Here is a 21946-nt window from a genome sequence, read left to right as displayed (position 1 = left end):
CCAGTGTTCCTTGTCTGGTGACGTGGCACAGGCTCGGGGACGTTGATGCAACACGTGTGAAAGACCTTCCATGGCCTGATCACAACAGAACGTCCTGAAGCCGGGTTCAGTGCAACGCTAACAAGGGCGCAAGCGAATTGATGTCAGACGGTTCCCAAAATGCAGTAACAAATAACCAAAGCTGCGAGGGCGAGGAGGTGACTGAACCTACCCTCGCAACGTAACGCCCGCCAACTGCTCCAGCATCTGCAGCATCTGCAGCACATGCGTCATATCCCGTGCCGGGTCGCCATCACTCAAGGCCTGATCGAAGAACTGCTTGACCACCGAACACGTACATCCTTGCGCATCAGGTCCAAACGAAAGCCGAAATCGAATAACCTCACGCGTTGGATTTGCGGTGTTCGGGCCGGCGTCATCGCGAGCAAGCTCGCTCCCACAGTAGACCGCGTTCACCTGTGGGAGCGAGCTTGCTCGCGATGAGGTCAGCTGCCTCTGCGCAAATTTCAGCCGCTGTGAACCGGCCCTGATTCAGTCAACACTTTCCTGAACGTCTCCACCAGCGGTCGCAGATTGATCCGGTGCCATGCGGCCCACAGCGGTGTGGTGAAGGAAATCCACGGCACTTCCCGCAGCACCACACCCGGCGGTGCGTTGCGGCTCAAGCCTTTCTGAATCATGGCGATGCCTAGTCCGGAGGCCACCAGAGCCAATGCAGTGGAGGGGCCGGTGGCTTCCATGCGGATGTCCGGGGTGAAGCCAAGCAGATCCGGATCGTCTTCGGTCGGCGGTTCGCTGACCAATGCGATAAGGCGGCTGCGTTGCAGTTCTCGTTGGCTAACCCGGCCGTGGCGGCGGTGATTCCTGGGTCCAGCCGTCCGGACCGGATTGCCAAGGACGTTGCCGCGCTGTCGGCTGTTATTCCCGCAGCGTTCTGGCAGGCGATGCGCGATGCGAAGCTGGTTTCGGAACGTGCGCCATTGCCGACCATTGGAGCTTGAGCATGAAAATCGATTTGACTGGAAAACTCGCCATCGTCAGCGGCAGCACCGCTGGCATTGGCATTGGCCTGGGCATCAGCAAGGCACTGGCCGAATCCGGCGCCACCGTGGTGGTGATCGGCCGCGAAACGGCCAAGGTCGAACAGGCGCTGGCGAGCATTCGCCAGAGCGTGCCGGACGCGAAGTTGCGTGGCCTGACTGCAGACCTCGGCACGGCTGAAGGCGCCGAACAGTTATTCGCTGCCGAACCACGGGCGGACATCCTGGTGAACAACCTCGGGATCTTCAACGACGTGGATTTCTTTCACGGCATTACGTGCCTGATATGGTCAAGCAGGGCTGGGGCCGGGTGATTTTCCTGTCCTCGGAATCCGGTGTGGCGACCCCGGCCGACATGATCAACTACGGCGTGACCAAAAGCGCCAACCTGGCGGTGTCCCATGGTTTGGCCAAGCGGCTGGCGGGCACCGGGGTGACGGTCAATGCGATCCTGCCCGGCCCGACTTTCACCGACGGCCTGGAGCAGATGCTCAAGGACGCCACCGCCGAATCCGGCCGCAGCGCCCGCGAAGAAGCCGACGCCTTTGTGCGCAAGGCCCGGCCGAGTTCAATCATCCAGCGCGTGGCGGATGTCGAAGAAGTCGCCAACCTGGTGGCCTACATCGCCTCGCCGCTGTCTTCGGCCACTACAGGCGCGGCTTTGCGAGTCGACGGCGGCGTTGTCGACAGCATGGCGATCTGAACCTTATTGATTGAGAGAGAACATGACATGGCAACTGCATCAGCGTTTATCGACATTCCGGCTTCGGCCGACGAGGTTTGGCAATTGATCGGCGGCTTCGACACGCTGCCGGACTGGCTGCCGTTCATTCCGAAAAGTGAACTGAGTGAAGGCGGGCGGGTGCGTAGCCTGCAAACGGCGGATGGGGCGGTGGTGGTTGAGCGGCTAGAGGCGTTTGATAACGCTGGGAAGACTTACAGCTATTCGATCCTGCAGGCTCCGTTTCCGGCCACCGACTATCGGGCGACTATCAGGGTTGAGGCGCTAGGCAGGGGGCTCGGGTGACGTGGTCGGGGCGGTTTATGCCGGTCGGTGTGAGTGATGAAGAGGTTGCGGAGTTGTTTAGCGGGATTTATCAGGTCGGGCTTGAAGCGCTGCGGGCCAACTACCCGACCTGATGCACCTTGTGGCAAACACCACAAAACCCTGTGGGAGCGAGCTTGCTCGCGATAGCGGTCTATCAGGCAAAAATGATGTCGCCTGACACTCCGCCATCGCGAGCAAGCTCGCTCCCACAAGGATCTACTTTGTTCTTGAGTTAGTGTCAGGTCTGTGGAATCGGGCTCTGCCGACAATCCAGCACCAACCGCGCACCGCCGAGTTCACTGCTGCCCACCTCCAGCGTAAACCCATGCAGGCTGACAATCGCCGCGACAATCGACAGCCCCAGCCCGAACCCGCTTTTCTGGTTGCCAGCGTCGGCGCGATAAAAGCGTTGAAACACCGCCTCGCGCTCCGCCTCCGGAATTCCAGGCCCTGAATCGAGCACTTCGATCCGCGTATGCCCCCCGTCACTGATCCCACGCAAAACCACCTCGCCACCCGGCGGCGTGAATTTGATCGAGTTACTCAACAAATTCGCCACCGCCTCAAACAACAGCGCTCGATCACCGTTCAACGCAGGCAACGACTCCGGCAATTGCAGTTGAAAAACCAGTTCGCCTTCCTCCGCCAAGGGCAGGTAAAAGTCGTGCAACTCTTGCAGCAACGGCACCGGATCCAGCTGCACAAAACCCGAGCGGCGCTGACGATCTTCCAGCTCGGAAATCCGCAGCAACCCTCGAAAACGCGCCATCAAGGTATCCGCCTCGCCGAGCACTGTATCCAGTTGCACGGCCAGCGTTGAACCCTCGTCAGCTTGCTGCTGAATCCGGTACAGCTGCGCCCGCAGGCGGGTCAGCGGCGTGCGCAAGTCATGGGCGATGTTGTCGCAGACGCCCTTGACCTCGTTCATCAAGCGCTCGATGCGTTCGAGCATGGCGTTGACGATGGCGGCGAGCATATCCAGCTCATCGCGGCGATTGGACAGTGGCAGTCGCCGGGTCAGGTCGCCGGCAACGATGGCCTCGGCGCTGGCCTGAATCCCGCGAATTCGCCGCAGTGGCCGACGGCGCAACAAGTGCCAACCGGCGATACCCGGAAGAATCGTCAAGGTCACGCCCCAGAGCAACGCATGAAGGATGATCCGGGTGACGGCGAACAACGAACCGTTGTCCCGCACCAGCACCAGCCAGCGTCCGTCCTTTGTCTGGGTCGCCACCGCATCACAGCTGTCGGCGGGCAGGGTCGGGTCGTCGGAATCGGCGCAGTCGCTGAGCATGTGGATCCTGCCGTCCAGCGGCAGGCCTTCGGGAATATGGCGTAGAGCGCCGCTGAGGTAGCGATGCTGGTCATCGAACAGGCCATAGGCGTCGATGCCGCGAATGTCGAAGGTCATGCTGATGGCGAGGGCGTCTGCCAGTTGTTCGCCCGAAAAGTGCGAAAACAGGTGCTGACGTTGCATCAGCGAGTGTTTGGCCAGGTTGTCCAGGTAAGCGGAAACCTCGTAGTACATGACCCCCATGAGAATCCCGCTCCAGAGCACGAACAGCGAACTGTAGAGCGCCAGCAAACGGCTGCTGGACGAGCGCCAGCCGTTAGAGGGGTTCAGCAATGACATAACCCGAGCCTCGCACGGTTCGAATCAGTGGGACATTGCCTGGCGGGTCGATCTTCTTGCGCAGCCGACCGATGTGCACGTCGATCAGGTTGGTGCCGGGGTCGAAGTGATAACCCCAGACCTCTTCGAAAATCATCATCCGCGACAGAATCTGCCCGGTGTTGCGCATCAGGAATTCCAGCAATTTGTACTCGGTGGGCAGCAGCGTCAGCAGCTGACCGTTGCGACTGGCTTCATGGCTGATCAGGTTCAGCTCCAGATCCGCCACCCTCAGCGTGGTGGCCTGGGCGGTCACGGTGTTCTGCCGACGCAGCAAGACTTCGACCCGGGCGGCCATTTCATCGGTGGCAAACGGTTTGGTCAGGTAGTCGTCACCGCCAGCGCGCAAGCCGCGCACACGCTCATCGACGTCGGAGAGGGCGCTGATCATCAGGATCGGCGTGGCCACGCCCATGGTCCGCAGCGTGGTGACAATCGCCAGACCATCGAGCTCGGGCAGCATGCGGTCAAGGGTGATCAGGTCGTAATTGCCACTGACCGCGCGCGCAAGACCTTCTCGGCCGTTGTCGACCCAATCCACGTCGAGGCCGTGGCTGCTCAATTCGGCGACGATTTCCCGGGCAGTCACGGCGTCGTCTTCGATGGTCAAGATGCGGGTCATAGGGCGGGCCTGATTAGGAGTACTCAACGGTGTGCGGCATTTTGCCAAGAAATGAGTGCAGGCTTTCTAAATAAAACTTCATGCAGGCGCCTGTTTGGTCAATGCATAAAACCCGCTGCAAATGGCAGTTCCTTGCAAATTGCATGGTCATTGGAAGTTAAAATTTTATAACCTATTGAAATACCGCGATTTATTAAAAGTTGGCGACTGGCACGGTGACTGCATTTTCTTTATTGAAGAGTTGTAACGCCATCTTTCCTGCCTGGAGCGATATAACAATGAATAGATCCTCTGATGGTTTCTCTCCTGCCTTCGAAGAAACGAGCACGCTTTCTGGCGTGTCCTGGGGGGCGATATTCGCAGGGGCCGCTGCGGCGGCGGCGTTGTCGCTGATCCTCGTGTTGCTCGGCTTTGGCCTGGGTTTTTCGGCGGTATCGCCTTGGGCCCATGAAGGCGTGAGCGCCAAGGGCCTGGGTATTTCAACGATTGTCTGGCTGGCCGCTACGCAAATCGTTGCTTCCGGGCTTGGCGGTTATATCGCCGGCCGTCTGCGGGTGAGATGGGCGTACATGCACGGTGATGAGGTTTACTTCCGTGACACCGCCCATGGTTTTCTCGCCTGGTGCGTGGCGACGCTGGTGACGGCGATGCTGGTGGTCGGCTCGGTCAGCAGCATTGTCGGCAGTGGCGTGCAGGCCGGGGCGAGTGTGGTCGGTGGCGCCGCGAGTGCCGCGACGCTGGCGGCGGGTACCGCGGCAAGCACTACCAACAGTGACCCGTACGGTTACTTTGTCGACAGCCTGTTCCGCGATGATCGCCCGACTGCGGTCAGTGATGACGCCGCTCATGGCACCGTGACGCGCATCTTCGTGCGCAGCCTGAGCAACGACGGTCAGCTGGCTGCCGAAGATCGCACCTACCTGGCGCAATTGGTCGCCCAACGGACCAACCTCACTCAAGCGGACGCTGAACGTCGCGTTGATGAAGTGTATGCCCGCACTCAAAAAGCCGTGGCCGACGCCAAACTCGCCACCAAACAAGCGGCCGACACCGCCGCCAAAGTCGCTGCCTGGACTTCGCTGTGGATGTTCATCGCACTGCTGATTGGCGCGTTTTTCGCCAGCCTTGCTGCAACTTTCGGTGGTCGTCGTCGGGATGCGGTCGAGTACCTCGAAACCGACGCTTATGTATCCACCACTTCAGTACCTGTTCGTTAACCCAGGAGAACTCTCATGCGCTCACTACTGCTGTTCTTTCTTGGCATACCCATCCCGATCATCATCCTGATCGCTCTGTTCACCTGATACCACTGGGGCTCACGCCTCCGCCGCTTCTGCCTCTGGTGGAAGCGGCGTTTTTGTGTGAGTGATATTTACAATGATGTTGACTGGTAGTCCGCCATATCGCGAGCAGGCACAACAAATCTATCTACTCGATCGGTGTACTGACAAAATCCTCAAGCCCTTCGGCATACGCGGTAAACGCACTGATCTGTGGAAACCGATTCACATCCACCTGATCCGGCACCACAAGATTGGTGAAACTCCACGCCACCGCCAACGTAATCCCGTCTTGAGCAATCGTCCCGTCAGTCTTCAGCGGCTGCATTTCCAGCTCCCGCTCCAGCGCCGAATACGCCGCCGCCAATTGGCCTTCGACCCGCTCCACCCACGGTTCAAATTGAATATCCGCCGGCCGCAGGTTGCGTTCGTAGTAGAGCTGCACGGACTTTTCGCACGCCGCCAACGCCAGGCCGATCAGGCGCAACGAGCGCAGGCGTTGAGCGAGATCGCTGGGCATCAGGCTGTTGCCGGGACCGGCCAAGGCTTCGAGGTAGTCGATGATCAGCGTCGAGTCGATCAGCACCTCGCCGTCGTCGAGCACCAGGGTGGGCGCCTTGACCACCGGGTTGATCTGCTGGAATTGCTCGAAATGCCGAAACACCGAAACCGACTGGTGTTCCAGTGGGATGCCAAGGCGTTTGGCAGAGATGGCGACGCGCCGTACGTACGGTGAATCCAGCATGCCGATCAGCTTCATTGAACCGCTCCTTCAGATGTCCATTTCGGGATGGACAACCTTAGTTTAGCTTCAGCGAGCTGCAAGCGGCGTGGCGCTAATCCTCGAAGCCGACCTGTTCGTGAATCTCATCGACCTTCAATTCCAGCCGATACGCCACGGCGATAAACAGCGCCTGGCACAGGCACAGCGTCGCACTCAACGAACGGAACGCAAACGAACTGCCTTCGTTGACCAGCAGCACGGTGTTGGCGCGCTTGGCCAGGGGCGAGAGGTTGCTGTCGGTGATGATCAGGGTTTTTGCCTGATTGTGCTGGGCGATGCGCAGGCAATGCTGGGTTTCCTTGCCGTAGGGCGTGAAGCTGATGGCGATCACCAGGTCATTGGCGCGTACGCTGCGCATCTGCTCGCGGTAGCTGCCGCCGAGCCCCGAGACCAAATGAATGCGCTTGTTGGTGTGCTGCAGGTTGTAGACCAGGTAGTCGGCCACCGCGAACGAACGACGCACCCCGACCACGTAGATGTTGTCGGCATTCACTACCAGATCGACGGCCTTGTCGAAGGCCTGATCATCCAGTTCCAGCCCCAGGCGTTCAATGCCCGACAGGGTCGCATTGATGCACTCGCGCGCCAGGTCGCCGCCGCTGGCCTTCTGCGACTTGTTGGCGATCATGCTGCGAATGCGCTGCTGGTAGTTCTGCACCGGCGTGGTCTTGTGGGTGTAGGCCTCGCGGAACAGCGCCTGCATTTCGCTGAAGCCGCTGAACCCGAAACGCTGGGAAAACCGCACGATCGCCGAGGGGTGCACTTCGCACTCGCGGGCGATGTCGCTGATGCGGTCAACCATGATCCGGTCGCTTTGCTGGCTCATGTAACTGGCGATGCGCTTGAGCTGGCGCGGCAGGCCTTCGTATTCGTGGGTGATCAGTTGCAGCAGACGCTCGGCATTGATCGGGGGGCTGGCGAGATCGCTGTCGGGCGTGCTCTCGGTCGTCGCCGGCTGATCGGTGCGGGTCATAAGGAATCCTTCTGGCTTGTTCTTATAGGGACGACGGATAGCGTCATCCCCTGACAATAGGTTGGCTGTGCGCAGTCTACAGGGTAGGCCGGAATAAAATCTTGAGCGTGCAGTCAGTATGAGGTCTGCTGAAACGATGCACTGCCTCTGTAACGCTTTCACCAAAGCTTATTGGAAAAAATATTCCATGTAAAAAATATTTGGAATAATTATTGATTGTTCGGTCCCGGACGTTTTAGTCTGCATCCACCAAGAGCGTTCGGCGCGACCATCGCCCTGAACGCAGGCTGATAAAAATAACAGGAGCCAACATGGGCCAGACTCGTTTTGCCAGTGGGCGTCAATTGGATCTGATTTGCCTGGGGCGCCTTGGCGTCGACCTCTATGCGCAGCAAGTCGGGGCGCGGCTGGAGGATGTGAGCAGCTTCGCCAAATACCTCGGTGGATCGTCCGCCAACATCGCTTTCGGCACTGCTCGGCTGGGTCTGAAATCGGCGATGCTGAGCCGGGTAGGGGACGACCACATGGGCCGCTTCCTCGTTGAATCCCTGACCCGCGAAGGTTGCGATGTCAGCGGCATCAAGGTCGATCGGGAACGCCTGACCGCCATGGTCCTGCTGGGCCTCAAGGATCGCGAAACCTTTCCTTTGGTCTTCTACCGCGAAAACTGCGCCGACATGGCGCTGCGAGCGGAAGACATCAACGAAGCCTTTATTGCCTCCAGCAAGGCCTTGCTGATCACCGGCACCCATTTCTCCACCGACGGCGTCTACACGGCGAGCATCCAGGCGCTGGATTACGCCGAGAAGCACAACGTCAAACGCGTTTTGGACATCGACTACCGCCCGGTGCTCTGGGGCCTGGCCGGCAAGGCGGACGGTGAAACCCGCTTTGTCGCCGACCAGAACGTCAGCCAGCATGTGCAGAAAATTCTCCCGCGTTTCGACCTGATCGTCGGCACCGAGGAAGAGTTTCTGATTGCCGGCGGTTCCGAGGATCTGCTCACCGCATTGCGCAATGTCCGGCGTCTGAGCGCGGCGACGTTAGTGGTCAAGCTCGGCCCGCAAGGCTGCACGGTGATTCACGGGGTGATTCCAGTGCGTCTCGAAGACGGCGCCATTTATCCCGGCGTTCAGGTGGAAGTCTTGAATGTGTTGGGGGCCGGTGATGCGTTCATGTCGGGCTTCCTCTGCGGTTGGCTGGAGGATGCGAGCGACGAGCGCTGCTGCCAGTTGGCCAATGCCTGCGGTGGTCTGGTGGTGTCGCGCCATGCCTGCGCCCCGGCCATGCCGACCCGCGCCGAACTCGACTATCTATTCAACAGCCCGGTGCCGATTACCCGGCCGGATCAGGACGCGGTGTTGCAGCGTTTGCATCAGGTCAGCGTGCCGCGCAAACAGTGGAAGCAGCTGTTCATCTTTGCTTTCGACCATCGCGGGCAACTGGTGGAACTGGCGCACAAGGGCGGTCGCGACCTGAGCGCTATCGGCGAACTCAAGCAGCTTTTTATCAAGGCTGTGGAACGGGTCGAAGCCGATTTGCGCGAGCAGGGTATCGAGGCCGATGTCGGGCTGCTGGCCGATCAACGCTTCGGCCAGGACTCGCTGAACGCCGCCACCGGTCGTGGCTGGTGGGTGGCGCGGCCGGTGGAAGTGCAGGGTTCGCGGCCATTGGCGTTCGAACATGGGCGCTCTATTGGCAGCAACCTGATCGCCTGGCCGCAGGAACAAATCATCAAGTGCCTGGTGCAATTCCACCCCGACGACGAGCCGCTGCTGCGACTTGAACAGGAAGCGCAGATCAAGGGTTTGTATCAGGCCTCCCAGGTCAGTGGTCATGAGCTGCTGCTGGAAATCATCCCGCCCAAGGATCATCCATCGACCCATCCGGACGTGCTGTATCGCGCGCTCAAACGCCTCTACAACCTTGGCATTTACCCGGCCTGGTGGAAGATCGAAGCGCAGAGTGCCGAGGAGTGGAAACAACTCGACGAACTGATTCAGGCGCGTGATCCGTACTGCCGTGGCGTGGTGTTGCTGGGGCTGAATGCACCGGCAGCGGCACTGGCCGAAGGGTTTCAACAGGCCAGCCAGAGCCAGACCTGCCGTGGTTTCGCCGTGGGCCGGACGATTTTCCAGGAGCCAAGCCGCGCGTGGATGGCCGGTGAAATCGATGACGAAGCGCTGATCCGTCAGGTGCAGGGCACGTTCGTCGAACTGATCGATGCCTGGCGTACTGCCCGGGCCTGACGAAACACCGCGTTATCGTTCTTCGCGGGCAAGCCTCGCTCCTACAGGGTTTTGTGGCGTACACACAACGCATGAACATGCACAACCTAATGTAGGAGCGAGGCTTGCCCGCGAAGGCGGCCTCAGACTCAACGGTAAATTAGAAAACAAAAAGAAAGGTGCAGCCATGCCCGCTATTCGAATTGGCATCAACCCGATCTCCTGGAGCAACGACGACCTGCCGTCCCTCGGTGGCGAGACGCCGCTGAGCACCGCCCTGAGTGAAGGCAAGGAAATCGGCTACGAAGGTTTCGAACTCAACGGCAAGTTCCCCAAGGACGCCAAAGGCGTCGGTGACGTGCTGCGGCCTTACGACCTGGCGCTGGTGTCCGGCTGGTATTCCAGCCGTTTGGCCCGTCGCTCGGTGGCCGAAGAAATCGACGCCATTGGCAGCCATGTCGAGCTGTTGGCGAAGAACGGCGCCAAGGTGCTGGTGTACGGTGAAGTCGCTGACTCCATTCAGGGCCAGCGCATTCCGCTGGTCGAGCGCCCGCGTTTCCACACCGAACACGCCTGGCAGGAATACGCCGACAAGCTCACTGAACTGGCGCGCTTCACCTTGTCCCAAGGCGTGCGCCTTGCGTATCACCACCACATGGGTGCCTACGTCGAATCCCCGGCGGACATCGACACGTTGATGGCGTTGACCGGCAGTGAAGTCGGTCTGCTGTTTGATTCGGGCCATTGCTACATGGGCGGCGGCGAGCCGTTGCTGGTGCTGCGCAAACACATCGAACGCGTCTGCCACGTGCATTTCAAGGACGTGCGCAAACCGGTGGTGCAACTGGCGCGCAACAACCTGTGGAGCTTCCCTGACTGCATCATCAACGGCACGTTCACCGTGCCCGGCGATGGCGATATCTATTTCGGCGCCTTGCTCGACGTGCTGCTGGCTGCCGATTACCACGGCTGGCTGGTGGTCGAAGCCGAGCAGGACCCAGCGGTGGCGCCGAGTTATGTCTACGCCAAAAAAGGCTACGACACCTTGCGCACGCTGCTCGACGAGAGGACTAAGTGATGAACCTGCTGGTCAAAAGCAATGCCCGTGGCCGGACCATGGTCGAGCTGGGTAAAGGTGAGCTGGAATACGTCGGCTTCGCCGCTTACCGCTTGAGCCTGGGCGAAACCCTGTCGGTGTCGGCCGGTGATAAAGAACTGTGCCTGGTGCTGCTCAGCGGTCGGGTCAGCATCAAGGGCGAAGCGCCGGGGCAAGGTGCGTTCGACTGGGACAACATCGGTGATCGTCAGTCGGTGTTCGAAGACAAATCACCCTTCGCCGCGTACTTGCCACCCGGCAGTCAGGCGCAAGTGGTCGCGCTCAGCGATGTGCAAATCGCTGTGTGCGCCGCGCCCGGTTCAACGAGCAACGACCTCGGTCCACGGCTGATCAAACCCGACAGCATGAAGCGCAGCGTGCGCGGCAAAGGCGCCAACACCCGTTACGTCTGCGACATTCTGCCGGACACCGAACCGGCCCATTCGCTACTGGTGGTGGAAGTGCGCACGCCATCGGGTCACTCGTCGAGCTACCCGCCGCACAAACACGACACCGACGATTTGCCGCACCAAAGTTTTCTTGAAGAAACCTATTACCACCAGATCAACCCGCCCCAGGGCTTCGTGTTCCAGCGGGTGTACACCGACGATCGCAGCATCGATCAGGCCATGGCCGTGGAAAACAGCGACCTCGTGGTCGTGCCCAAGGGCTACCACCCGGTCAGCGTGCCGTACGGTTACGAGTCGTATTACCTGAACGTGATGGCCGGCCCGAAACGTGTCTGGCAGTTCCATAACGATCCGCAGCACAGCTGGCTGCTCGATCTCTGAACTAAAAGCCTGAATTCCAATTTCTGCACGGAGAACACGATCAATGAGCGACGCCCCGATCATCGGCCATTACATCCACGGTCAAGTGCAAGACAGCAGCAGCGAACGGTTCAGCAACGTCTTCAATCCGGCCACCGGCAGCGTCCAGGCGCGCGTCGGGCTGGCCAGCCAGAAGACCGTAGACGAAGCCGTCGCCTCGGCCCTGAAAGCGTTTCCGGCCTGGTCCGAACAGTCGTCCCTGCGCCGTTCGCGGGTGATGTTCAAGTTCAAGGAATTGCTCGACCAACATCACGATGAACTGGCAGAAATCATCAGCCGCGAACACGGCAAGGTGTTTTCGGACGCCAAGGGCGAAGTCACCCGTGGCATCGAAATCGTCGAGTACGCCTGCGGTGCGCCGAACCTGCTGAAAACCGAGTTCAGCGACAACATCGGCGGCGGCATCGACAACTGGAACCTGCGTCAGCCGCTAGGGGTGTGTGCCGGCGTGACGCCGTTCAACTTCCCGGTGATGGTGCCGCTGTGGATGATCCCGCTGGCGCTGATCACCGGTAACTGCTTCATCCTCAAGCCGTCCGAGCGCGATCCGTCCGCCAGTGTGCTGATGGCCCGTCTGTTGAGCGAGGCCGGTTTGCCGGACGGAGTGTTCAACGTGGTCCAGGGCGACAAGACCGCCGTCGACGCGTTGCTGCAACACCCGGACATCGAGGCGATTTCCTTTGTCGGCTCAACGCCGATTGCCGAGTACATCCACCAGCAAGCGACCTCGCGCGGCAAGCGCGTGCAGGCGCTGGGCGGGGCGAAGAATCACATGATCGTCATGCCCGACGCGGATCTGGATCAAGCCGCCGATGCCTTGATCGGTGCCGCTTACGGCTCGGCCGGCGAGCGCTGCATGGCGATCTCGATTGCCGTGGCGGTGGGCGACGTCGGCGATCAATTGATTGCCAAACTGCTGCCGCGTATCGATCAGCTCAAGGTCGGCGACGGCCTGAAGGGCGACAGCGATATGGGGCCGTTGGTGACCGCCGAGCACAAGGCCAAAGTCGAAGGTTTCATCGACGAAGGTGTGGCCCAGGGTGCGCAGCTGATTGTCGATGGCCGCAACTTCAAGGTGCCGGGCGCCGAGAACGGTTTCTTCGTCGGCGCGACGCTGTTCGACAACGTCACGACCGAGATGAGTATCTACCAGCAGGAGATCTTCGGCCCGGTACTGGGCATCGTTCGCGTGCCGGACTTCGCCAGTGCCGTCGCGTTGATCAACGCCCACGAGTTCGGCAACGGCGTGTCCTGTTTCACCCGCGACGGCGGCATCGCCCGAGCTTTCGCCCGCACGATCAAGGTCGGCATGGTCGGCATCAACGTGCCGATTCCGGTGCCGATGGCCTGGCACTCCTTCGGCGGCTGGAAGCGCTCGCTGTTCGGCGATCACCACGCTTACGGCGAAGAAGGCATCCGCTTCTACAGCCGTTACAAAAGCGTGATGCAGCGCTGGCCCGACAGCATTGCCAAGGGCCCTGAGTTCAGCATGCCGACGGCCAACTAATTCACCTGTGCGGAGAACAACAATAATGAACAAACCCCTGCGTTTCGCCCTGAACCGTATGGTCGCCCCACGTTTGTCCCTGCCCGCGTTCATCGAGTTGGCAGTGACCCTCAAGGCGGACGCCATCGAAATTCGCAACGACCTTAAAGGCGTCGAGATCGAAGACGGCACCGCACCCGAGCGCGTCCGTGAGTTGTGTGCCGCCAAAGGCATCACCGTGCTCTCGATCAACGCGCTGTATCCGTTTGATGTGTGGAATGACGAGCGCCGTGCACACGCCTTGAAGCTGGCCGCTTATGCTCGCGATTGCGGCGCACAAGGGTTGGTCATGTGTCCGCTGAACGACCGTGCCGACCCGCGTAACGAGGCCGCACGAGCTTCAGGTTTGCGCACGGCGTTGACTGAACTGGCGCCGATCCTGCGCGAACACGGCATTCTCGGTTTCATCGAACCGCTGGGTTTCGAAGAGTGCTCGCTGCGCCGTAAACGCACGGCAGTGGACGCGATCAAGGCCATCGGCGGGCTGGATGTGTTCCGTCTGGTGCACGACACCTTCCACCATCACCTGGCCGGCGAACATGAGTTTTTCCCCGAGCTGACCGGGCTGGTGCACATCTCCGGTGTCGAGGATGCCGAGGCACCGTTGGCGACCATTCGCGACGGCCACCGAGTGCTGGTCGGCGAGGGCGACATCCTCGGCAACGCGGCGCAAATCGACACCTTGCTCAGCAGCGGTTACAGCGGCTACCTGTCGTTCGAACCGTTTGCCGACAGCGTCCATGGCCTGGCGGATATCCAGCAGGCAATCGGCGCGAGCATGGATCACCTGAACAAATCCCTGGCCTGACACCGTTATCAGGCTGATCGAGATCCAATGTGGGAGCGAGCTTGCTCCGGGCGGCGTTCCGACGATGACGGCGGTACATTCAACATTGATGTCACCTGACACACCGCCATCGCGAGCAAGCTCGCTCCCACAGGGTTTCTTCGTTTATTGAAGGATCGGTTATGACTACGACACGACTGACCATGGCCCAGGCCCTGGTGAAATTCCTCGATAACCAGTACATCGAGGTCGATGGGGTTCAAAGCAAGTTCGTCGCCGGGATCTTTACCATTTTCGGCCACGGTAATGTGCTCGGCCTGGGCCAGGCCCTGGAGCAGGACAGTGGCGACCTGATCGTCCATCAGGGTCGCAACGAGCAAGGCATGGCCCACGCGGCCATCGGTTTTGCCAAGCAACACCTGCGGCGCAAGATCTACGCCTGTTCCTCATCCGTAGGGCCGGGCGCGGCGAACATGCTGACCGCTGCCGCAACGGCGACCGCCAACCGCATTCCCTTGCTGCTGTTGCCCGGCGACGTTTATGCCTGCCGCCAGCCGGACCCGGTGCTGCAACAGATCGAGCAGTTCCACGACCTGAGCATCAGCACCAACGATGCGTTCAAGGCCGTGAGCAAATATTGGGACCGCATCAACCGTCCCGAGCAACTCATGACGGCTGCGATCCATGCCATGCGTGTGCTCACCGACCCCGCCGAAACCGGCGCGGTGACCCTGGCCTTGCCACAAGATGTGCAAGCCGAGGCCTACGACTACCCCGATTACTTCCTGCAAAAACGCGTGCACCGCATCGAGCGTCGTCCGGCGACTGAAGCGATGCTCGGCGATGCCTTGGCGCTGTTCAAAGGCAAGCGCAAACCGCTGATCATTTGCGGTGGCGGGGTCAAATACTCTGGCGCCAATGCCGCACTGCAGGCGTTTGCGGAGCGCTTCGACATTCCCTTCGCCGAAACCCAGGCCGGCAAGAGTGCGGTGGTGTCCAGTCACCCATTGAATGTTGGCGGGATGGGTGAAACCGGCTGTCTGGCGGCGAATCTGTTGGCCAAGGATGCGGATCTGATTATCGGTATCGGCACGCGCTATAGCGATTTCACCACCGCGTCGAAATCCCTGTTCCAGCATCCTGAGGTGCAATTTCTCAACCTGAACATCAGCCCCTGCGACGCCCTGAAACTTGATGGCGTGCAATTGCTGGCAGACGCCAAAACCGGTTTGCAAGCGCTGGCCGAGACCTTGGGTGATTACCGCGCCGCGTGGGGCGATCAACCGCGTCAGGCCAAGGCGCAACTGGACGAGGAAGTCGACCGCATCTATCAGGTCGAATACCAGACCCAGGACTTCATCCCGGAAATCAACGACCACATGGACCCGGCAGTGCTGCGCGAATTCATCGAGCTGACCGGGTCCTGCCTGACCCAGAGCCGAGTGCTCGGTGTGCTCAATGAAACCCTCTCCGATGATGCAGTGATCGTCGCCGCCGCCGGCAGTCTGCCCGGTGACTTGCAGCGCAGCTGGCGCAGCAAGGGGGTGAACACGTATCACGTCGAGTACGGCTATTCCTGCATGGGTTACGAGGTGAACGCCGCGTTGGGTGTGAAGCTCGCCGAACCTGAGCGCGAGGTCTATGCGCTGGTCGGCGACGGCTCCTACATGATGCTGCATTCCGAGCTGGCGACCTCGATTCAGGAGCGACGCAAGATCAACGTAGTGCTGCTGGACAACATGACGTTCGGTTGCATCAACAACTTGCAGATGGAGCACGGGATGGACAGCTTCGGCACCGAGTTCCGTTTCCGTAACCCGGAAACCGGCAAGCTGGACGGCGGTTTCGTGCCGGTGGATTTCGCCATGAGCGCGGCGGCCTATGGCTGCAAAACCTACAAAGTGAACACCGTTGAAGAACTGAAAGCGGCATTGGCCGATGCGCGATTGCAGACGGTGTCGACGCTGATCGACATCAAGGTTCTGCCCAAAACCATGATTCACAAATACCTGTCGTGGTGGCGGGTCGGCGTGGCGCAAGTCTCCACCAGCCCCCGCACCTATGCGGTGGCCAAGACCCTGAATGAACGACTGGCCAAGGCCCGTCAGTACTGATTGCCCCTGATACCAACAACAAATTTTCACAGGAGAATCTTCATGTCATTGCTCTCTAATTCACTGCGGATCGGCGTCATCGGCACCGGGGCCATCGGCCAGGACCACATTCGTCGTTGCAGCCAGACCTTGCTCAATAGCCAGGTGGTCGCGGTCACCGACATCAATTTGCAACAAGCAGCGAACGTGGTTTCCGACCTGAAGCTGACCGCCGAGGTCTATCCGGACGGCCACGCGCTGATCAAGGCGCCAGAGGTCGAGGCGATCCTCGTCACCTCTTGGGGCCCCAGCCACGAAGAGTTCGTGCTGGCGGCGATTGCGGCGGGTAAGCCGGTGTTCTGCGAGAAGCCGCTGGCGGTCACCGCCGAAGGCTGTCGCAAGATCGTCGAGGCCGAAGTGGCCCACGGCAAGCGCCTGGTGCAGGTCGGCTTCATGCGTCCGTATGACGAAGGTTATCGGGCACTTAAAGCCGTGATCGACAGCGGTCAGATTGGTGAACCGTTGATGTTGCACTGCGCGCACCGTAACCCGACCGTGGGTGAGAACTACAAAACCGACATGGCGATCACCGACACGCTGATCCATGAACTGGACGTGTTGCGCTGGTTGCTCGACGACGATTACGTGTCGGTGCAAGTGGTGTTCCCGCGCAAGAGCAGCAAGGCGCTCGCGCATTTGAAAGACCCGCAGATCGTGCTGCTGGAAACCGCCAAAGGCACGCGCATCGACGTAGAAGTGTTCGTTAACTGCCAATACGGCTACGACATCCAGTGCGAAGTCGTGGGGGAGACCGGCATCGCCAAACTGCCTGAGCCGTCGCAGGTTCAGTTGCGCAGCGGGGCGAAATTGTCCAACGCGATTTTGATGGATTGGAAGGATCGCTTCATCGCGGCGTACGACGTCGAGTTGCAGGCGTTCATTGATGGTGTGCGTGGCGGCCAAGTCGGCGGCCCATCGGCATGGGACGGCTTCGCCGCAGCAGTGGCAGCAGATGCCTGCATCGAAGCCCAAAACAGCGGCCAGATCGTCAAAGTCGGCCTGCCAGAGCGCCCACACTTCTACGGCTAACCACAACCCCTTGTGGGAGCGAGCTTGCTCGCGATAGCGCCGACACATTCAACATCAATGTTGGCTGATACTCCGCTATCGCGAGCAAGCTCGCTCCCACAGGGGGTTGTGTCAAGGCTGAGCCCTTGGTTCAGGAGAACAATAAAATGCGCATCGCACTAGATCCCTACATGTACCGCACTTTGTCCCTGGGCAAGATGGTTGATAAGGTCGCCGAGCTCGGTTACGAACACATCGAACTCTCGCCCCGGGAAGACTTCCTGCCGTTCTACAAAGCCCCGCGAGTCGACAAGGCGCGGATCAAGGAATTTCGCAAAGCCCTGAGCGACACTGGGGTCAAGCTCTCTTCCTTATTACCGATGTACCACTGGGCCGCTGCCGACGAAGGCCTGCGTGTTGCCGCCGTACGCAACTGGAAACGGGCGATCCACATTGCCGTGGAGATGGACTGCGAGTTGGTCAACACCGAGTTCACCGGCCAGTCAGACAACCCGCTGGTCTGCGAGAACCAGTTCATGCGCTCGATGGACGAGCTGATCCCGGAGTTCGAGCGCGAAGGCATCAAGCTGGATATCCAGGCCCACCCTTACGACTTCTGCGAGCGCAACAACGAGTCGGTGGACATCATTCGCGGTCTGGATCGCGAGTGGATCAACTACCTCTATGCGGCGCCGCATACCTTCTTCTATGACGATGGCGTCGGTGATATCGCCTCGATGCTCAAGTACGCCGGGTCCAAGCTCAGCCACCTGATCATCGCCGACACCTACAACCACAAGGCTTCTTCCGGGTTGCGCTACATCGTCAACCCGCCGGGTGTCGTTGCCACCGTGCACCAGCATCTGGACATCGGTCAGGGCGAAGTCGATTGGGACGCGTTTTTCGGTACCTTGCGCGAGATTCAGTTCGACGGTATTGCCACGGTCTCGGTGTTTGCCTGGGAAGACCGGCCGGATGAGTCCAGCCGGATGATGCTCGAGCGCGTAAAAAGCGAACTCTGTCGCTAAGACCTACACAAAACCCTGTGGGAGCGAGCTCGCTCCCACAGGGTCCGCGTCTATAAGGAGAATATTTCATGCGTATCGGACTTGTCGGTTACGGCCATGGCGGCCGGTTTTTCCATGCTCCGCTGATCAGCAGTTTGCCGGCGGCGAAGTTCGTGGGTGTGGTCACTCGTTCACCTGAGCGCCGACAGTTGCTGGCGGCCGAGCATCCAGGGGTGCCAGCGTTCGACAGCATCGGCCAGTTGGTTGAGGCCGGGATCGATGTGCTGGTGGTGTCCACTCCGCTCAAGGGCCGTCCGGCGCTGGTGCTCGATGGCATCGAGCACGGTGTGGCGGTGGTCAGCGACAAACCGTTTGCCGCTGACGCGCAGCAGGCGCAAACCCTGATCACCATGGCCGAGCGCCAGGGTGTGCGGCTCAGCGTCTACCAGAACCGTCGCTGGGACTCGGACTTCCTTACCGTGCGCAAACTCATCGAATCCGGTGCGCTGGGCCAGGTCACCCGTTTCGAATCGCGGATCGAGCGTTACTCACCGCAGGCGGTGAACAACGGCAGTGGCGGTGGCTTCCTGCGCGATCTCGGTAGTCATCTGGTGGATCAGGCGTTGCTTTTGTTCGGTCCGGTGACACGGGTTTACGCCGAACTGGATTACCTGGAAAAAGGCCAGGTCTTCGATAACGGCTTCTTTATGGCGCTGACCCATGCCAGTGGCGTGACTTCGCACCTGGGCGGCAGTTGCCTGCAAAACACCCCCGGCCCGCGCTTTCGGGTGACAGGCACCCAAGGCTGTTACAGCGTCGATGGCCTGGACGGACAGGAAGCCTCGGCGCTCGCCGGGCTCTCGCCCAAATCCGAAGGTGAGCGCTGGGGCGTTGAAGAGCATCGCCGATGGGGCTGGTTCGAACAGGGCGAAGTGCGCGAACGGGTGCCCTCCGAGCGCGGTTGCTGGAATCAGTTCTATTTACAGCTGCAAGCTGCGTTGCAGAGCGGTGGCCCACTGCCGGTGGACGCCCGTGATGCACTGGCCACCACCCGTGTGCTAGACGCTGCGCGACTGAGCGTCGAGCGGCAAGAAGTGGTGGCATTGAGCCCGTTCGAAAGCCATGGAATAAAAACAGAATAAAATTCCAAAATGAGTTGATATAGAAATTATATTCCAATAAAGTCATTTCCAGCGACCTGCCTCGCGACTCGTTTTCACGCTTTTCTCGCTGACTGAAATCGTCACGCCTCATCCATAAAACCAACAAGAATGTGGAGAAAGACTTTTCATGAAGACCAAGATCCGTTTCGCCTCACTTGCCTTGTCCCTGATGTTCGCCAGCGGCGCTGCACTCGCCGATATGAAGATCGGCGTCAGCATGTCGCAGTTCGATGACACCTGGCTGACCTACCTGCGCGAATCCATGGACAAGAAAGCCAAGTCCTATCCCGAGGGCGTGCAGCTGCAATTCGAAGACGCTCGCAGCGACGTGGTCAAGCAGTTGAGCCAGGTCGAAAACTTCATCAGCCAGAAAGTCGATGCCATCGTGGTCAACCCGGTGGATACCGCCGCCACCAAAAAAATCACCGAAGCCGCCGTCAAGGCCGGCATCCCGCTGGTCTACGTCAACCGCCGCCCCGATGACCTGAAGTTGCCCAAAGGCGTGGTCACAGTAGCCTCCAACGATTTGGAGGCCGGCGAAATGCAGATGCAGTACCTGGCCGACAAAATGGGTGGCAAGGGCGATATCGTGATTCTGCTGGGTGACCTCGCGAACAACTCCACCACCAACCGCACCAAGGGCGTCAAAGACGTACTGGCCAAGTACCCGAACATCAAGATTGAGCAAGAGCAGACCGGCACCTGGTTGCGGGATAAAGGCATGACCCTGGTCAACGACTGGCTGACCCAGGGCCGCAAGTTTGACGCGGTCATAGCCAACAACGATGAAATGGCTATTGGTGCTGCGATGGCCCTGCAACAGGCCGGCGTCGAGAAGGGCAGTGTGCTGATCGCGGGTGTCGATGGTACGCCGGACGGCTTGAACGCAATCAAGAAAGGCAACATGGCGGTGTCGGTGTTCCAGGACGCGAAAGGTCAGGCGGACGGCTCGATCGACACTGCAGTGAAAATGGCCAAAAACGAGCCGGTTGAACAGGCCGTGTGGGTGCCATACCGCTTGATCACCCCGCAAAACGTCGACACGTTCAAATAGCCTGTCCATTCAAATAACAACAATAAATACGCAAGGTGGCGACCGCGACCTTGCTGATGGAGTACCTGATCATGTTCGCTTCAGCGACTGCTTCGAGCACCCCGTTGGTGGGTATCCAGCCAGCTGCAACACCTGTCGATGAGCCGTACCTGCTGGAGATCATCAACGTCAGCAAGGGATTTCCCGGTGTGGTGGCCTTGTCCGATGTGCAGCTTCGGGTACGCCCCGGTTCCGTGCTGGCCCTGATGGGCGAAAACGGCGCCGGCAAATCCACCCTGATGAAAATCATTGCCGGCATCTATCAGCCGGACGCCGGTGAATTGCGCCTGAGGGGTAAACCGGTGGTTTTCGAAACGCCATTGGCTGCGCTTCAGGCCGGAATCGCGATGATTCACCAGGAACTCAATCTGATGCCGCACATGAGCATCGCCGAGAACATCTGGATCGGCCGTGAGCAGCTCAACGGTTTCCACATGATCGACCACCGTGAAATGCACCGCTGCACGGCGAAACTGCTGGAACGCCTGCGGATCAACCTCGATCCGGAAGAGCAGGTCGGCAATCTGAGCATCGCCGAACGGCAGATGGTCGAGATCGCCAAAGCGGTGTCCTACGACTCCGACATCCTGATCATGGATGAACCGACCTCGGCCATCACCGACAAGGAAGTCGCGCATCTGTTCTCGATCATTGCCGACCTCAAGCGTCAGGGCAAAGGCATCATCTACATCACGCACAAAATGAACGAAGTGTTCAGCATCGCCGATGAAGTGGCGGTGTTCCGTGACGGCGCCTACATCGGCTTGCAGCGGGCCGACAGCATGGACGGCGACAGCCTGATTTCGATGATGGTCGGCCGCGAGCTGAGCCAGTTGTTCCCTGTGCGTGAAAAGCCGATCGGCGATCTGCTGCTGTCGGTGCGCGACCTTAAACTGGACGGCATTTTCAAGGATGTTTCCTTTGACCTGCACGCCGGCGAGATCCTCGGCATTGCCGGGTTGATGGGCTCGGGACGGACCAACGTTGCCGAAGCGATTTTCGGCATCACCCCGAGCGACGGTGGCGAAATTCGTCTCGACGGCGAAGTGGTGCGCATCAGCGATCCGCACATGGCGATCGAGAAGGGCTTCGCGTTACTGACCGAAGATCGCAAGCTCAGCGGCCTGTTCCCGTGCCTGTCGGTGCTGGAGAACATGGAAATGGCGGTGTTGCCGCATTACGCCGGCCACGGTTTCATCCAGCAAAAAGCCCTGCGCGCCTTGTGCGAAGACATGTGCAAGAAGCTGCGGGTCAAAACCCCGTCGCTGGAGCAGTGCATCGACACCTTGTCCGGCGGTAATCAGCAAAAGGCTTTGTTGGCGCGCTGGCTGATGACCAATCCACGGGTCCTGATTCTCGACGAGCCGACTCGCGGTATCGACGTCGGCGCCAAGGCCGAGATCTATCGGCTCATTTCCTACCTCGCCAGCGAAGGCATGGCGGTGATCATGATTTCCTCGGAGCTGCCGGAAGTGCTCGGCATGAGCGACCGGGTGATGGTCATGCACGAGGGCGACCTGATGGGCACCCTCGACCGCAGCGAAGCGACCCAGGAACGAGTGATGCAATTGGCCTCGGGCATGTCCGCGGTTCACTAATGGATGCCGGCGCTGGTT

Annotated in this window: 17 protein-coding genes and 2 pseudogenes; 14 read left to right on the top strand and 5 right to left on the bottom strand. The window is 59.9% G+C overall.

What is annotated here, in order from left to right:
• Window positions 1–506: 506 nt before the first annotated feature.
• On the bottom strand, window positions 507–941 hold the full coding sequence (locus tag ACYZT7_RS20405) for a LysR substrate-binding domain-containing protein (protein ID WP_462041837.1): 435 nt from the start codon (window positions 939–941) through the stop codon (window positions 507–509).
• A 62-nt stretch (window positions 942–1003) separates the two neighbouring features.
• Here ACYZT7_RS20405 and ACYZT7_RS20400 point away from each other — a divergent pair.
• Both ACYZT7_RS20400 and ACYZT7_RS20395 read left to right on the top strand, forming a co-directional pair.
• Window positions 1004–1743: pseudogene (locus tag ACYZT7_RS20400) on the top strand (SDR family NAD(P)-dependent oxidoreductase).
• Between the two features lie 27 nt (window positions 1744–1770).
• A pseudogene (locus tag ACYZT7_RS20395) lies at window positions 1771–2180 on the top strand (SRPBCC family protein).
• A gap of 146 nt (window positions 2181–2326) precedes the next feature.
• Here the strand turns inward: ACYZT7_RS20395 and ACYZT7_RS20390 are convergent.
• Complete coding sequence (locus ACYZT7_RS20390; protein WP_462037979.1) at window positions 2327–3721, bottom strand: sensor histidine kinase; 1395 nt, start codon at window positions 3719–3721, stop codon at window positions 2327–2329.
• Window positions 3699–4382: a response regulator transcription factor gene (locus ACYZT7_RS20385; RefSeq protein ID WP_462037978.1), complete on the bottom strand. Its 684-nt coding sequence runs from the start codon at window positions 4380–4382 to the stop codon at window positions 3699–3701. The genes ACYZT7_RS20390 and ACYZT7_RS20385 overlap by 23 nt, the downstream gene beginning before the upstream one ends.
• A gap of 278 nt (window positions 4383–4660) precedes the next feature.
• On the opposite strand from ACYZT7_RS20385, the gene ACYZT7_RS20380 reads away from it, so the two are divergent.
• The gene (locus ACYZT7_RS20380; RefSeq protein ID WP_462037977.1) at window positions 4661–5599 is read left to right on the top strand and encodes a hypothetical protein; all 939 of its coding nucleotides are present in this window, start codon (window positions 4661–4663) and stop codon (window positions 5597–5599) included.
• Between the two features lie 211 nt (window positions 5600–5810).
• Here ACYZT7_RS20380 and ACYZT7_RS20375 read toward each other — a convergent pair whose 3' ends face one another.
• Window positions 5811–6422, bottom strand: a complete 612-nt coding sequence (locus ACYZT7_RS20375) for a glutathione S-transferase (RefSeq protein WP_462037976.1) — start codon at window positions 6420–6422, stop codon at window positions 5811–5813.
• A 76-nt stretch (window positions 6423–6498) separates the two neighbouring features.
• The gene (locus ACYZT7_RS20370; RefSeq protein ID WP_462037975.1) at window positions 6499–7419 is read right to left on the bottom strand and encodes a MurR/RpiR family transcriptional regulator; all 921 of its coding nucleotides are present in this window, start codon (window positions 7417–7419) and stop codon (window positions 6499–6501) included.
• A 311-nt stretch (window positions 7420–7730) separates the two neighbouring features.
• Between ACYZT7_RS20370 and ACYZT7_RS20365 the strand changes: the two genes are divergently transcribed.
• The 11 genes from ACYZT7_RS20365 (at window position 7731) to ACYZT7_RS20315 (ending at window position 21928) form a co-directional block, all read left to right on the top strand.
• Window positions 7731–9668 carry a bifunctional 5-dehydro-2-deoxygluconokinase/5-dehydro-2-deoxyphosphogluconate aldolase gene (locus ACYZT7_RS20365; protein WP_462037974.1) on the top strand — a complete coding sequence of 646 codons (1938 nt, stop codon included), beginning with the start codon at window positions 7731–7733 and terminating at the stop codon, window positions 9666–9668.
• 166 nt (window positions 9669–9834) lie between these two features.
• Complete coding sequence (gene iolE / locus ACYZT7_RS20360) at window positions 9835–10725, top strand: myo-inosose-2 dehydratase (RefSeq protein ID WP_462037973.1); 891 nt, start codon at window positions 9835–9837, stop codon at window positions 10723–10725.
• Window positions 10725–11534, top strand: coding sequence for a 5-deoxy-glucuronate isomerase (iolB, locus tag ACYZT7_RS20355; protein ID WP_462037972.1), 810 nt, complete (start codon window positions 10725–10727; stop codon window positions 11532–11534). The genes iolE and iolB overlap by 1 nt, the downstream gene beginning before the upstream one ends.
• A gap of 43 nt (window positions 11535–11577) precedes the next feature.
• Entirely contained in the window at window positions 11578–13080 is a 1503-nt protein-coding gene (locus ACYZT7_RS20350) for a CoA-acylating methylmalonate-semialdehyde dehydrogenase (RefSeq protein WP_462037971.1), read from the top strand.
• A 25-nt stretch (window positions 13081–13105) separates the two neighbouring features.
• The gene (locus ACYZT7_RS20345; RefSeq protein WP_462037970.1) at window positions 13106–13927 is read left to right on the top strand and encodes a TIM barrel protein; all 822 of its coding nucleotides are present in this window, start codon (window positions 13106–13108) and stop codon (window positions 13925–13927) included.
• Window positions 13928–14088: 161 nt separating this feature from the next.
• Window positions 14089–16020 carry a 3D-(3,5/4)-trihydroxycyclohexane-1,2-dione acylhydrolase (decyclizing) gene (gene iolD, locus ACYZT7_RS20340; RefSeq protein WP_462037969.1) on the top strand — a complete coding sequence of 644 codons (1932 nt, stop codon included), beginning with the start codon at window positions 14089–14091 and terminating at the stop codon, window positions 16018–16020.
• A gap of 42 nt (window positions 16021–16062) precedes the next feature.
• Window positions 16063–17088, top strand: coding sequence for a bifunctional inositol 2-dehydrogenase/D-chiro-inositol 1-dehydrogenase (gene iolG / locus ACYZT7_RS20335; protein ID WP_462037968.1), 1026 nt, complete (start codon window positions 16063–16065; stop codon window positions 17086–17088).
• A 146-nt stretch (window positions 17089–17234) separates the two neighbouring features.
• Window positions 17235–18095 carry a sugar phosphate isomerase/epimerase family protein gene (locus ACYZT7_RS20330; protein WP_462037967.1) on the top strand — a complete coding sequence of 287 codons (861 nt, stop codon included), beginning with the start codon at window positions 17235–17237 and terminating at the stop codon, window positions 18093–18095.
• 68 nt (window positions 18096–18163) lie between these two features.
• Complete coding sequence (locus ACYZT7_RS20325) at window positions 18164–19216, top strand: Gfo/Idh/MocA family protein (RefSeq protein WP_462037966.1); 1053 nt, start codon at window positions 18164–18166, stop codon at window positions 19214–19216.
• Window positions 19217–19364: 148 nt separating this feature from the next.
• Window positions 19365–20291, top strand: coding sequence for a sugar ABC transporter substrate-binding protein (locus ACYZT7_RS20320; protein WP_462037965.1), 927 nt, complete (start codon window positions 19365–19367; stop codon window positions 20289–20291).
• Between the two features lie 71 nt (window positions 20292–20362).
• A complete protein-coding gene (locus ACYZT7_RS20315; protein ID WP_462037964.1) occupies window positions 20363–21928 on the top strand; it encodes a sugar ABC transporter ATP-binding protein in 1566 nt (521 codons plus the stop codon).
• The last annotated feature ends 18 nt before the right edge of the window (window positions 21929–21946 follow it).

It is taken from the genome of Pseudomonas sp. RT4P38, assembly GCF_054897765.1.
This window is presented reverse-complemented; position numbering and strand designations above follow the sequence as displayed.